Below are 12,017 nucleotides of genomic sequence, written 5' to 3' on the forward strand. Positions count from 1 at the left end.
GGCACCGTTTGATCACATCGATGGGACAGACCGTCACCTTTATGACAAGTCACCCCATGTAACGCATCCCATTGGAGAGAACGAACACAGAGTGTGCTGGCTATGGGCGCGCCGAACCTAGCGGAGAGCCAATGATTTCGGTATCCAGTAGTCGTCCCCTGCGCGTCGTCGTGTCTGCGCTGGCAGGCTGCGGGGCAGGAATAGCCCTATACGGCCTTAGCCAAGTCAACAGCAGCTACGCCTTCGCTATAGGCGGGGCTGCCGCAGGGGTACTCGTAGCGCTGGGAATAGACATTTACAAACGGACAGCAAGGCTGACCGAAGTTCGAATCACCGTTCCCCAATTGAGCGAACTTACGTTCGTGGTTAACAATGACGCCCAGCAAGTCTCTTGGCAGCTTTTCGTGGAATCAGTCACCAGAACATCCACCCAACAACTAGGCGAGGATGAAGGGTTTATACGGGAAGCACTGACTTCCTTGTATGGGCTATTCGCAACCACTCGGGATATCCTCAAAGCGAGCCGCCCATCAAACACCAGGGATGGCCTCACCGTTGAAAGTCTGGCGGTCACTCTACTCAATCGCGAGATAAGGCCATTCCTCTCCAAATGGCATCCAATTTTGCGCGATTTCGAAAATGCTGAGCCCAATCTGCCCGAATCGGCTTGGCCACGAGCGGCTGAATGTCGCCGAGAACTGCGCCAGGTGCAAGCGAATACGAGGGAGTATGTCTTGGCCTTCGCCCGGCTCGCCGGTGTCCAAAAACCCGACATCATGCTGGGACCTGAACGTGATGCGTGATGATCATCAGAAATTTGAGTGCAGGAATCCCAGCCAGAAGTCACTATTTGCGCCTGCCGGAATTAAATCCTTTACCGAATGAGCAGGGCGGCATTTTATGACGCCAGAAGGGGCGCGTAACTCCTAAGTCTCGATCTTGGAATCCTGGGGATTAGGTGTAAGATCGAAGCCGTCAAAAAGGGAGGGAACGGGGGTACCATGGTTGGCACATCTAGTAGAGTATTCATCAGCCATATTCACGAGGATGACGATGATCTTCCAGCCATGAAGTCCCTGCTTCGAAATAGCGGATTCGAAGTGCGCGACTCTTCGATCAACAGCACGCGCCCCAATAATGCAACAAGCGAAGCATATATAAAAGGGGAGATCCTAGCCCCGCGCATTCGCTGGGCTGGCACTATGGTCGTGCTCATCTCTAAAGACACACGAACCAGCAAGTGGGTTAACTGGGAGATCGAGTACGCACAGAAAATGGGAAAGCGTATCATTGGCGTATGGGAGCACGGCGCTGCTGAATGTGACGTCCCCGAGGCTCTCAGCCTTTACGCCGATGCAGTAGTTGGCTGGCAGGGAGACCGTATCAAAGACGCAATCTGCGGCAAGATTAATAACTGGGAGACGAGCGACGGCAACCTGCACGAGAAGCGCGAGATTAAGCGATTTGGCTGCTAATGCGATTAGGGTGCATATGAGAATCTTCTCTTACGTCGTGGCAAGGGACTACGGATTCGCTCCAAACCCATTTCACGGATATTGTACGCTAGCTACATGCAAACCCGTAATTAGAAGAGTCGCCAAAGTTGGCGACTGGGTGGTAGGCACCGGGTCTGCAAAGAGTAAGCGTCGAGGGTTTCTCGTCTATGCCATGAAAGTCACTGAAGTGCTGACCTTCGACGAGTACTGGAGGGATTCACGCTTTCTTGAAAAAAGGCCAAATCTACGCGGAAGCGTGAAGCAGGCTTACGGGGACAACGTCTACCATCGAGATGAAGGTTCTGGGGCCTGGATGCAGGAAGACTCACATCATAGCCTCAAAAACGGCGCTACCAACCTAGCCAATCTGGAGACCGACACACAGAGCCCAAAGGTTCTAATCTCGACAGATTTTGCTTATTATGGAGGTGACGGGCCAAAAATTCCCACCGAATTGAGGAATTTTGGTATGCATGATATCTGCGCAGGCCATGGCCACAAGAGTGATTTCCCAATCGACCTTGTGGAAAATTTTGAGAATTGGTTCCGCTCATTGGATGAGCATGGATACCTCGGTGCGCCAATGGATTGGCATCTGAGCCATTAGAATTCATTCAATAAGTACTCAATCCACGCTCAACACATGGAGCGGTTCGCAGGGCTGGCTCCCACGCAATGACCTATTGCAAGTATGGGGAATCGGCTAAACGCCCTGAAATCGAAACATCTAAAGCCTCACCCTGGTGGGCTATATCACCTCATGCGTCTCCTGGGTTAATCGACCAACATTCCACGATAGGTGATGGTACGAGCAAGCATGTCCAGATGAACGGTGCCGCCTTCGTTCGCAGTGAGCTCTTCGAATACGCGATAGCCAGCCAGAATCGCGTATTCCCAGTCCTGAGCCGAGCGGCGGGACACCTCTAGGTGCGCTGTCATCGCCTGGCAGACCTTGACGATCTCGGCAGGTACAGCTGCGGCCGTACTGAAGAAGCTGTGCGCCCGAGCCATGGAGAACACGTAGGCAGTCATACCCTCCTCTACGGCAATTGCGCGACCACCGTCCTGAATTCGATCGACATCGCGATCGGCGCTGCGCTTCACTTTCAGAAGGCTTCGTATGACGGGCGACCAGCCAAGTACGGCCATGTGGGCGAGATGGAAGACATCGTGATAGCGATAATTGTCATCATCGCCACTGTTGTCGTCCAGCGGGTCGCCGACTGCGTTATTACCACGGTAAATCCGGACTGTCTGGACTGGCGATTTCCCTTTGCCCTCGACTAGGGAGTCAGTGAATGTGATGTCGAGGCTTCGCGGAAGCTGCTGACCGGGAGTTACATTATCGTCAAAGAGCGGGTGCGGAGGCGGTGTCGCAGGCCGGAGAAACCGCTCGCGCGTTTTACGCACGTTGTCGGAGAGTATTTCTTCCAGGCTCAGGTTGCAGCGGCGGGCCAGCGCGGTTGCATACCAGAATACGTCGCCGAGTTCTTCTCGGACTTCATCGGAGAAGGCACGGTAACCTGTGTGGTCTCGCTGAATTTTCTTGTACTGAGCCGCCAGGCTGCCGATCTCCCCGGCAAGACCGAGCATGGGGAGAACGAGATCCTCAAAGTCCAAGATATCGGTCTCAGCAACGGCGCGCTCATACTCTGCGAATTTCACGAACGTTGCCCTCTCGTCGGTGCCGCGCTACAGGACCTAACTGCTCTGAGCCGGGTGAATTATTGCTGCCTGCGGGGCGAAGGCAACGAGATATTGCAGCGGGAGCCAGCAGTAGCCTCCGAGCCCCCAGTACACGCCCCAACTGTTGCGTATCAGCAGGCGCCTGCCGTATGTGGGGTGTGTGGCGGCGCCTACGCATACCACCGCGTGGTAGTCGCCCAGGGCCGAGGCTGGGTCGGGCACCGCGACGTGTCCGTCGTCGTCTGGTTCCAGGAACTCGTCCGTGACTTCCAGGACCATCAACACCGCTGACCCTGCTGCCAGTGCGTCTTCCAGCGCGTCTTCCACACCATCGTGAGCTAGGTCGAGCGGGGACAATGTGCCGGTGTGCCACGGGGGTTCTGCAGTGGTCGCGGGCGGCTGCTCAGTGCTGATCCCGAGGTCGACGTTGAAAGGCCAGGTTTCGATGGGCGGCTGACCAACCTTGGTCAGTGCCTCGGCCGCGTCGGTCACGAGCATTCCCTCTGATCCTGTCTGGCCGCGCTCGCTGCAGTACCACCAGATGGACTCGGGGGCGAGGGTGCCTGGGGGCGAACCAGCGCCGCTCCGAGCGACTTCGTGGCCGACGGAGACAGCCATGGGAACGCACACAGGCCGGGGTCCCTGAAACATGGGGTCGGCTGCGAGGCGCGGCCGCAGGTCCACCGGGGGACGGGTGGCGGTCGCTGGTAGGACTGGGCCTGTTCCGGTCCCGGGGGCGGGTTCGGGCGTCGTGGAGGTAGGGCTCACCGTGGTGATCCATCGTCTGTGTCATCAAGGAGTGCGCGGAGCAGGTGGCGGCGGTGCCGCACGTGAGGCGCTGGCTGGACGGTCGCTTCGACAGTGAAAGTGGCTGCCGGCGGTGTCCGCGGCTCGAATGGGGCGGCATAATGCAGTTGGAAGGTGGAGGTGCCCTCTGCCTGTGCCTTCAATGCCATCCATCGTCGGCCTGTGGCTCCCACGCCGGGGGTTGACGGGACCAGTACCTCTCCGGCGAGTTCGAGTTGGTTGTCCCCAGTGTGGTCTGCGGCGGCGAGATGGCGTCGAACGGCCTGAGCGTTGCGCGAGGTCACTGGAGCCCAGCCTGGCTCGTAGGCGTCGAAGACGACCTGCAGGGAACCGTCCGCAGCGGTCCGCTCTGTCGGCCGACGCGTTGCGGTCGATGCCGGCTGAGTATCCGCGGCAGTGCTTGTGCCGCTGTTGACGAGGGGCGGGGGTGGGGCAGGGCGCGCTCTGCGGGCAGCGCGCTGATCGTTGAGGTTGTCGTCCAGCCAGCGGTATCCGGTGGAGCGGTTTTCCGGCAGTGTGATCACGATTTCGTCGTCGATGAGGACGTCGACTTGCTGGTGAGGGGCGCGCAGGTCCAGGGTCCACACGTCAGCGGAGCCCGTTTCTGGCCGGTGGCCGTACGCCAGGTCCTGCTTTGCCCGCAGAGGCTGAGTTTGCAGCAGGGTGTCGCGCTGGTGTTCGGTGATCACCTGCAGGTTGTTCATCTGCCGCAGGGCGGCCTCGTAGCTGACGCGCATGTCTCGGGCGGCGAGGTACGCCTGGGCCGGGGAGACGTTCTCGCGCCTGCGGATGCCGTGACGGCTTGCCACGGCGTGGACCAGCGGGGGTGGCATGAGGAAGTACGAGGCGAAGTATTGGGCGAGCCGTTCACGCTCGTTGACGCCGGGGCTTAGAACGTCATGGTCGGTGTCGAATGACAGCTGATTGTGGTCCAGCTCCCAGTGGCCGATTTCGTGAGCGGCGGTGTAGCGCTGGAGCGTCGGCCGCCGTTCGGTGGTGATCAGGATGCCGCCGTTGCCCTGTGGCAGTACAGCGCCGAGCAGGACGTCAAGGGGTTGAAAGACGAGCCACAGTCCAAGCTGCTCAATCACCTGGAAGACGTCCACCGGTTTTTCCTGATCGATGTGGAGTTCGTCGAGGAGGCTGGCGGCGGCCTGAAGTGCGCGGCGGCTCCGGCCCAGGAACGGGGTGTTCATTGCTGGCCTGGTGGTTGGGTCGGCGGAGTGGGCGGGGGGCCGAGCGGCGCGGGTGCGCTGCGTCGCTTTCGGGAGGTGGGGGGTGAGCCCGCTGCCGCGAGGAACTGCGCGAATCGCAGAACCTGTTCCTTGTCGTCCTCGGACAGTTCAGCGGTGGCACGGTACAAGGCGTTGTCGACTGCGGCTTCCTCTTCTTCGCCAAGCAGCCAGTGGACGGTCCGGCGGTACAGCCGTGCCAACCGCCTCAGTTCTAGGGCGGTCACGTTGCGTTGCCCTGATTCCATAGCGGTGACGCTGGTACGAGGAACGCTAAGGGCGCCGGCGACATCATCCTGGGTTAGCCCCAAGGTCTCGCGTGCGGTGCGCAGCCGCCGGCCGACTTGCTGCTGCTCGGTTGGCTGCTGACCGCCGTCCGGCTGCCTGTGCGGCTTGCTTTTATCCATGGCCTGTATTCCCTAGTCCGACGACGAATGCGAGAGCCCAACGGTCCTCGTGCGTAAGTGATACTGACCAGGTATCCAGATGGAGCTGGCGCGCGCGGGCCGCGGCGTTGCCGCTCAGCAGCAGGGTGGGCATCTGTCCTTCGGCGGCCTCTACCTCGACCTCCAGAGGACTGATCTGTCCCACTCCTTGCCCCAGCGCCTTCATCGTTGCCTCTTTCGCGGCCCACCGCGATGCCAAGCGTTCAGGGCGGTTGGCACAGTACAAGCGCTCTGCGGGCGTCCATGAACTTTCGAGGAAAGCGTCCCCCGACAGGGTGACCATACGGGCCAGCCGCTCCACGTCGACCATGTCGACACCGGTCTGCAGCACTATCCCGATCATGCTAGCCGCCCTTGCTCCGAGCAGAGTCGATGAGAGCCTTGATCCCCTTGCGGCCGCCGAAGTCGCTTTGCTGGGTGTCCGCCATCGTCGCCTGTACAGCGAGCTCGCCGACCTCGAAGCCCGTCTGCTGCGCGAGGAACGCCAGCAGCCGTGCCAGGCCGACCAGGTTCCCGTATGCCTTGGTGACCAGGTACTGATGACGGTAGACGGCGAGCATGCTCAGCCGACCGTCCAGCAGGGTCAGGTCGATGTGCACCAGGCACGGAAAGCCACGCTGACGTCGGTCGGTCGGAGCGTAGACCTGGACGCCTGCATCCCGCAGGGCTGGAGGATGGTCCTCGGGCGGCTCCGCCTCGCCGCCAACCGCTATGTCGGACAGATTGTGCGTCCGGCGTCCCGCGCTACGCACGTTGCGCAAGTACGTTACGCGGTCGGCCAGTTGGTTGTAGCCTCCCGCTTCCTTTCCCGGCCAGCTGACCATGCGGCCGAAGTACGTGCCGCGGTTGTTGCCATCGGCGGTACGCAGCAGCGGGAGCATGTCGCCGTACGCCGCGTAGAGATCGTCAGCCGCCTCGTCCAGGCGCTGCTTCTGCTCATCGGGCAGTGCCGGATCCCAGGCCACGGAAGGAGCCTGGTAGAGATCCTGAGGGAAGATAGTGCTCGCTACCGTCTGCACCGAGTGGATCGTGCCGCTCTTGTGGGGACCGGGCACCAGGACGGCATCGATCGCCGCTCGCACGGCCGACTCCTCCAACGCGAGGGGATCGCTGATCGTCGTGAGCACGTTGACTCGCCGCCCGCCGCGGGCATGTACGAGTTCCAGCGTGCGCAGCCACGCTTCGCCCAGGTCTTCGGCCGGCTCAACGTAGTCGCTCATGCCGCACCGATCATCAGTTGCCCGGGGATGGCTTCCCGGATGAGTGCGGCAACTCCGCCGACGCTGCGCAGGCTCTCACGCCGGACGCTCGACAGCCGAACGAGGGGCCGGTCGAAGGCCTTGCCGACGGTGGAGACCACCCACACCGCGGTCATGCTGTCGATCTCCGGGGTGCCGTCCGCGTGCGCGGGACTGTTCGCGATGTCCTGGAGGCTCTGCCGGCGCAGGCACATCAGCATCTCCAGGACCTGCTGCTGCATCTCCGGTTCGGTCATGGCCTGCAGTGCGTGGCGGTCCAGGCGGATGGCCGAGGGCCCCTGGCTCGGGTCGCAGCCGGCGGCCCACCCGGGCGCCGACAGTTGCGGTGCGGCCGTCGGGGCGGGCGGGGGGAAGAACAGCGGAGCGCCTGACGCACTGTGCATGTTCTCTGTCATGACATCGATGGTCGGATATTCCGACATTGCTGTCAAGGGGCGTCCGCCGGTGAGCCTGGGTCGAGGCCAGGCGGCGGGTCAGGAGAGCGTCACGAGGCCCCGCTCATGCAGAGCGGAGAGGAGGAAATCGGTGGTGGTGGCCAGGTCCGCTGACGGGACCTCCACGGTCATGGTGCTGTGCTCGGCTGCGAGGCGGCGGTAGCCCTCGCGGACCGGTTCGCGGTTGAGGACGTCGGCTTCGTGCGGGGTCGTGAAGAGAAAGACCACATCGGCCGGCTGGCCGGACCAGACAAGATCGATCATGCCGAAGAAGGCATCCTTGTCCAGCCCCTCCTCCGCCAGGTGTGCGCCATACCAGCCGTAGGCCACGGTCGACCACCACCAGCGGTCCAGGACGGCTCCTCTGCAGTCCCGCGCTTCGCTCAGGGTGTCGATGTTCTCGGCGTGACAGGCCAGGTGCATCAGTTGGCGTGCCAGCGCAGAGGATATCGGCGCCTGTTCGGTCAGTCGGTAGACGCCCTCGGTGAAACGGCTTTGTCCGGAGGGTAGATGCATGAACAGTGGCACGGGATCGGCCCACGGCAGGCGGGCCAGGGCGGCGCTCTGCGTGCTTTTGCCGCTGCGGTCCAGGCCTTCCAGGACCACCAGGGTCCCCGGGACAAGGTGCACGAGGTTCGGTGGGACTGTGGCCAAGTCCGCCTCCGGGTGCGTCAGGCCGACAGGTTCCACTTCGGCGGGAACCAGGCACCGACCGGCTCAGGCACCGGCTGGAACAGTTGCTTGATCCGGCTGCGGCCGCTGTGTCCGGCTACCTCAGGGTGGGCCACACGGGCGTACTTGTCGACCTCGCAGAACAAGTTCTGGCAGTCGATGAGCTGCAGTGGGCGGCCGGCCAGACCGGTGAACGAAAGGCCCAGGCGGGCGAAGTGCTCCTGCTGATGGTCGGCCATATAGCGGATGACGTCTGCTTCGATGCCGTCGGCCGGGCGGCCGAAACACTTGCGGATACCATCGCGTGCTCCCGGGCCGGCCACGACGAACTCCATCTCGCCGAAGTCGAAGACGGCGGAGTAGTTCAGGTCGATGGCGAACTGATAGGCGAGGAAGTCACCCATCGCCGGATATGACCGCAGCACCTCGAAGGCCGCGCGCAGTGACCCGCCGCGCGCGATGCGTCCCCCCACGTCCGTGGTCATCATCAACTCCAGCAGCCGCAGGTGATTGCTGTGCTTGCGGTCTGCTCCCAGCCGCGGCGGAGGAATCACGTAGGCCGCCGAATACAGCTTGCGGCCTGCGGCAAAGGCACGGGTCAGCACATCGTCGTAGGCGCTGCGGCTGAAGTCCTTCCATGAGATCTCCCCGATCTCCCCGCTCAGCAGCTCCCAGGTTGAGACGCGGTTGAACATCTTGAACAGCAAGGTCCGGAACACCACTTCCGGCATGTCCTGCGCGCCGGTGTAGGAGACGTGGCGAATGAGGAACTGGCTGACCCGATCCGCAGCCCGGTAGCAATTGGTGAACCGGTGACGCAGCAGGATTGGATCATCGGTCCAGGGACCGGGCCTGCCCTCAAGCCGAGCCTGATAGACCGCGTGCCGACGCGCTGCGAACTGCCAGTACGTGTCGAACACGGGCGTCGGATGGAGCAGACGCCCGGCGACCCGGATGGGGGACAGTGCGGGCTGCTCGTCCAGCGACGCCCCACGCTCCGCAGGCAGCGCCAGATCCAGCTCGCACTGGAGGCCCTTGAGGGTGGCGCCAGAAGTCATCGCAGTACCCATCGCAGGACGCCTCCGCATCTAGGGTGACGCGATTCACGTAACGCGTCACACTATACGTGTGGACGGAGACACCCGGGAAGCGTTGCGCAGGCGGTCATCGGCGCTGTTCGGCAATCGCTATATGGCCGAGGTGGTCGTGGCAATCGTCGATCTCACGTCCGCCACCGGCGACACACCTGTCACTGTGCGCATGGTCGCCTCACGCACAGGGCTGACCGACAGCCTCGTCCGCCCAGTAGTTAAACGCCTGGTGGACTCCGGTCTCCTGGCCCCTCAACCACAAGACCGTCTACGCGGGCCCAATTACCACGAGGTCCGCCGTGACGACGGGCTGTGGGACATGCTCGTCAACACATGCCGACTGCTCCACGCCGCTATTCCACTGCCTTGATCGATAACAGACCTGGAACGACAGCCGACCGCCGCATCGATGATCACCCCAGGTCTCCCACTAACCACGATCGAGGTCTTCGACGACAAGGCGGGCAACGGTTCGGGAAATGGCACAGGACGGGTCCAGCACGAAGGCGTCCTGCAATGGACCCACGTCAGTAGCCGAAAGCGCAGCGTCAAACTTCACCGAGTGGTCACTGTCGGACGGGGCGCAGAGCCTTAGCAAGGGCAGTCACATTCCGATCCGCCAAGCCGCAGCCCCGGAGACCTCCTCAGGACTGTAGGTGCGCAGCAGTTCGTTCAGCGAGCAGTCCAGTTGCGCTCGTCGCGTCGAACGGTCACGGGCCAACGCCTGAGCGATCGCCTGCTCCAAGTACTCCTCGGGAGTTTGCTGCTCGGCTGCCGCCAGACTCTGGACCCGCTCCTGGACCTCCTCACTCATGGGGATGCTCATGAGGTACTTCCCGTCGGGCCCCGGAAAGAGGGTGCAGAGCACGTCGATGGGGAGTACGTCCTCCAACCGTCTCCAGATCTTCCTCACGGCCCGTCGTTCGTTCTTGGCGGTCACCAGCACCACGAGCCGTTTCCGATCCCCGGCAGCCGCCATCAGTAGGGCACTTTCCTGCTGTGCGGCCTTGAGTTCGGCGGCCTCGATAGTGCGGGTCAGGGTGATCTCGATGGCGTGCACGGTCACTTTTTGCTCTCCCTGCTGGGGGTCGGGCGCACGAGATGCCAGTGCTTCAGGTCGCGCCGTCCGGGCCGAGAACCGTGGCGTGAGTCAGACCGCTACTCGAGCGAGATCTCTCCGTCCGGCAGCCACCCGTCCCAGTAGCCGTCCATGAAGTCGAGCAGCTCAGCGGGCTCGACCAGCTCCCCGGCCAACCGCAATTCGGCCGTCGTCCACCACCGGGCTTCCGGGGCGAGCGCGAAGCGGACGGCCGACGGCCAGCTCTCCGCTGCAGGGCGCACCACGACGACGTACTGAACGCCCTGCGGTGTGTCCCTGCGGGAGAGCCGGCCGATGAGCGGCGGGATGCGAAGCGCGGGGAGGTGAGCATCGCGCCTCAGATGCCGGTTTGCCGCGCGTCGGACGGTCTCACCGGGACGAATGGGGAGTGTCGGCACGGTCCAGCAGCAGAATTCGCTGTCCGGCGCAGCCGGCATCAGGAGGAGTCGGCGTTTCGGGGAATCGATGAGGACAGGACGTACTACGTCGCGGCCATCCGAGTGGGCATCGTCCATGCCTCCAACTCTTCCTTGATGTTATTCGAATAGCACACTCAAGCGCCCTAATGGGTGACTTGCGACCGACCGAGATCCCGTAAACGAGGACGTTCCCTGATCACCCACATCGGTGGTCCGCTCACAAGCCAAGGTTCGGCAGAGTGCACCTGCCACAGGATTCCCGTCGTGAGTACTGCCAAGAAGACGGCGCAGAAGCGTCGCCCACCGCGCCGCACCCTGACTGAGCCAGCGGTTCAGCCGATCCCCGGGGAGTCACTGACCAGTTGGATCGGCGCACTCGCCCAGCAACAGGATTTCGAGATGAAGCCGCTCCTTCGGGAACTTCACCTCGACAGGATCGGCGGGCTTTCTGCGGGCGAAATGCGGTTGTCCGATCCTGTGGTTCGGCGGATGGAGAAGCTGACCGGGATCGACGCCGAGCGCCTGCACGCGATGACCCTGGCACGCTACGCCGGCAACGCGCTACCGCATCTGCCGCTGTTCTCGTCCGACGGTGTAGCGGTTCAGCAATGGCACAAGGGGGCTTGGTTCCACCACTCGCAGGCACGCTGGTGCCCAAAGTGTCTACGGGGCAACGACAGTCCGCGCTGGCTCCTGGGCTGGAAACTTCCGTGGTCGTTCGCGTGCGTGGATCACGGTGTGTACGTAGTGACGGAATGCCAGGCCTGCTGGGACACCGTCGAATTCCGGCACGACGCCCCACCTGAGCGAACCTGCGCGAACTGGACCGACGAGGGTGAATGGACTTACGACCTTGGAGAACCATGCGGCTTCCCGCTGGCTCTGTGCCAGGCCGTGCCGGTGAGTGACGACTCCGTTCTTGCCTTGCAAGGGCGTGTCAACGCATGGCTCGATGGGACGCCCACGCATGAGGACAGGCAGCTCGTGGCCCTGTCAGCCGTGCTGATCCCGCTCCTGTCGCCGTCGATAGTGCGGCGCGGTGATCCCCTCCTGCGATATGCGGTGCGCTCACCCAGGAGTACCTCCCAACGGCAGAGGAAAGGCAGAAGGCCGTGGACCGACTCACTTCGGGTGGCGGCCGCCGTGTATGCCGCGGACCAGCTTCTGCGCCGCGGGTATTCCGCCAGCGAGGTCGCTGACTGGATCGTCGACCTTCGGCTCCTCGATCACCGGCATAGGCCATGGCGCATGGACGTGGCGGAGTTGGCGTACGGGCCTTCACTCCGGCCCAATCCCTTCGTCGAGCCGCTGGTGCACCGCGGGCTGATCACTCTCGGCGGCTGGCTCTGACCACAACTCGCCTTTCGAATCGGCGA

At 62.7% G+C, this 12,017-nt stretch carries 16 protein-coding genes; 5 read left to right on the forward strand and 11 right to left on the reverse strand.

Going from position 1 to position 12,017, the window contains the following annotated elements; all coding sequences use genetic code 11:
• Positions 1–131: 131 nt before the first annotated feature.
• From OG747_RS21805 to OG747_RS21815, 3 genes are all read left to right on the forward strand, one after another.
• The gene (locus OG747_RS21805) at positions 132–803 is read left to right on the forward strand and encodes a hypothetical protein (protein ID WP_405881018.1); all 672 of its coding nucleotides are present in this window, start codon (positions 132–134) and stop codon (positions 801–803) included.
• A 198-nt stretch (positions 804–1,001) separates the two neighbouring features.
• Positions 1,002–1,475: a TIR domain-containing protein gene (locus tag OG747_RS21810; RefSeq protein ID WP_405881019.1), complete on the forward strand. Its 474-nt coding sequence runs from the start codon at positions 1,002–1,004 to the stop codon at positions 1,473–1,475.
• A 16-nt stretch (positions 1,476–1,491) separates the two neighbouring features.
• Positions 1,492–2,103, forward strand: coding sequence for a hypothetical protein (locus tag OG747_RS21815; protein WP_405881020.1), 612 nt, complete (start codon positions 1,492–1,494; stop codon positions 2,101–2,103).
• 167 nt (positions 2,104–2,270) lie between these two features.
• Here the strand turns inward: OG747_RS21815 and OG747_RS21820 are convergent, their stop codons facing one another.
• The 9 genes from OG747_RS21820 to OG747_RS21860 all read right to left on the reverse strand — a co-directional run bounded on the left by OG747_RS21820 (position 2,271) and on the right by OG747_RS21860 (position 9,102).
• Entirely contained in the window at positions 2,271–3,161 is an 891-nt protein-coding gene (locus OG747_RS21820; protein ID WP_405881021.1) for a nucleoside triphosphate pyrophosphohydrolase family protein, read from the reverse strand.
• Positions 3,162–3,197: 36 nt separating this feature from the next.
• Complete coding sequence (locus OG747_RS21825; protein WP_405881023.1) at positions 3,198–3,833, reverse strand: C1 family peptidase; 636 nt, start codon at positions 3,831–3,833, stop codon at positions 3,198–3,200.
• Between the two features lie 113 nt (positions 3,834–3,946).
• Entirely contained in the window at positions 3,947–5,185 is a 1,239-nt protein-coding gene (locus OG747_RS21830; RefSeq protein ID WP_405881024.1) for a protease inhibitor I42 family protein, read from the reverse strand.
• On the reverse strand, positions 5,182–5,628 hold the full coding sequence (locus tag OG747_RS21835) for a helix-turn-helix domain-containing protein (protein ID WP_405881025.1): 447 nt from the start codon (positions 5,626–5,628) through the stop codon (positions 5,182–5,184). The genes OG747_RS21830 and OG747_RS21835 overlap by 4 nt, the downstream gene beginning before the upstream one ends.
• Positions 5,621–6,010 carry a holo-ACP synthase gene (gene acpS / locus OG747_RS21840; protein ID WP_358630455.1) on the reverse strand — a complete coding sequence of 130 codons (390 nt, stop codon included), beginning with the start codon at positions 6,008–6,010 and terminating at the stop codon, positions 5,621–5,623. The genes OG747_RS21835 and acpS overlap by 8 nt, the downstream gene beginning before the upstream one ends.
• A gap of 1 nt (position 6,011) precedes the next feature.
• The gene (locus tag OG747_RS21845) at positions 6,012–6,887 is read right to left on the reverse strand and encodes a hypothetical protein (protein ID WP_405881026.1); all 876 of its coding nucleotides are present in this window, start codon (positions 6,885–6,887) and stop codon (positions 6,012–6,014) included.
• Positions 6,884–7,321: a hypothetical protein gene (locus tag OG747_RS21850; protein ID WP_405881028.1), complete on the reverse strand. Its 438-nt coding sequence runs from the start codon at positions 7,319–7,321 to the stop codon at positions 6,884–6,886. The genes OG747_RS21845 and OG747_RS21850 overlap by 4 nt, the downstream gene beginning before the upstream one ends.
• Before the next feature lie 78 nt (positions 7,322–7,399).
• Entirely contained in the window at positions 7,400–7,966 is a 567-nt protein-coding gene (locus OG747_RS21855; protein WP_405881029.1) for a dTMP kinase, read from the reverse strand.
• 65 nt (positions 7,967–8,031) lie between these two features.
• Positions 8,032–9,102, reverse strand: a complete 1,071-nt coding sequence (locus OG747_RS21860) for a nucleotide kinase domain-containing protein (RefSeq protein WP_405881030.1) — start codon at positions 9,100–9,102, stop codon at positions 8,032–8,034.
• A gap of 58 nt (positions 9,103–9,160) precedes the next feature.
• Between OG747_RS21860 and OG747_RS21865 the strand changes: the two genes are divergently transcribed.
• Positions 9,161–9,493, forward strand: coding sequence for a hypothetical protein (locus tag OG747_RS21865; RefSeq protein WP_405881031.1), 333 nt, complete (start codon positions 9,161–9,163; stop codon positions 9,491–9,493).
• A 234-nt stretch (positions 9,494–9,727) separates the two neighbouring features.
• On the opposite strand, the gene OG747_RS21870 is transcribed toward OG747_RS21865, so the two are convergent.
• Positions 9,728–10,189 (reverse strand): hypothetical protein, encoded by a 462-nt coding sequence (locus OG747_RS21870; protein WP_405881032.1) that lies wholly within the window; start codon positions 10,187–10,189, stop codon positions 9,728–9,730.
• A gap of 92 nt (positions 10,190–10,281) precedes the next feature.
• On the reverse strand, positions 10,282–10,464 hold the full coding sequence (locus OG747_RS21875; protein WP_405881034.1) for a hypothetical protein: 183 nt from the start codon (positions 10,462–10,464) through the stop codon (positions 10,282–10,284).
• Between the two features lie 441 nt (positions 10,465–10,905).
• Here OG747_RS21875 and OG747_RS21880 point away from each other — a divergent pair, with 441 nt between their 5' ends.
• A complete protein-coding gene (locus tag OG747_RS21880; RefSeq protein WP_405881035.1) occupies positions 10,906–11,991 on the forward strand; it encodes a TniQ family protein in 1,086 nt (361 codons plus the stop codon).
• The last annotated feature ends 26 nt before the right edge of the window (positions 11,992–12,017 follow it).

It is taken from the genome of Streptomyces sp. NBC_01384, from assembly GCF_045040035.1.
Lineage (GTDB): Bacteria > Actinomycetota > Actinomycetes > Streptomycetales > Streptomycetaceae > Streptomyces.

Coding starts and splice junctions, on each gene's coding strand:
- OG747_RS21850 (WP_405881028.1), bottom strand. CDS start 7,321: ATGACAGAGAACATGCACAGTGCGTCAGGCGCTCCGCTGTTCTTCCCC.
- acpS (WP_358630455.1), bottom strand. CDS start 6,010: ATGATCGGGATAGTGCTGCAGACCGGTGTCGACATGGTCGACGTGGAG.
- OG747_RS21825 (WP_405881023.1), bottom strand. CDS start 3,833: ATGTTTCAGGGACCCCGGCCTGTGTGCGTTCCCATGGCTGTCTCCGTC.
- OG747_RS21830 (WP_405881024.1), bottom strand. CDS start 5,185: ATGAACACCCCGTTCCTGGGCCGGAGCCGCCGCGCACTTCAGGCCGCC.
- OG747_RS21835 (WP_405881025.1), bottom strand. CDS start 5,628: ATGGATAAAAGCAAGCCGCACAGGCAGCCGGACGGCGGTCAGCAGCCA.
- OG747_RS21845 (WP_405881026.1), bottom strand. CDS start 6,887: ATGAGCGACTACGTTGAGCCGGCCGAAGACCTGGGCGAAGCGTGGCTG.
- OG747_RS21805 (WP_405881018.1), top strand. CDS start 132: ATGATTTCGGTATCCAGTAGTCGTCCCCTGCGCGTCGTCGTGTCTGCG.
- OG747_RS21815 (WP_405881020.1), top strand. CDS start 1,492: ATGAGAATCTTCTCTTACGTCGTGGCAAGGGACTACGGATTCGCTCCA.
- OG747_RS21810 (WP_405881019.1), top strand. CDS start 1,002: ATGGTTGGCACATCTAGTAGAGTATTCATCAGCCATATTCACGAGGAT.
- OG747_RS21860 (WP_405881030.1), bottom strand. CDS start 9,102: ATGGGTACTGCGATGACTTCTGGCGCCACCCTCAAGGGCCTCCAGTGC.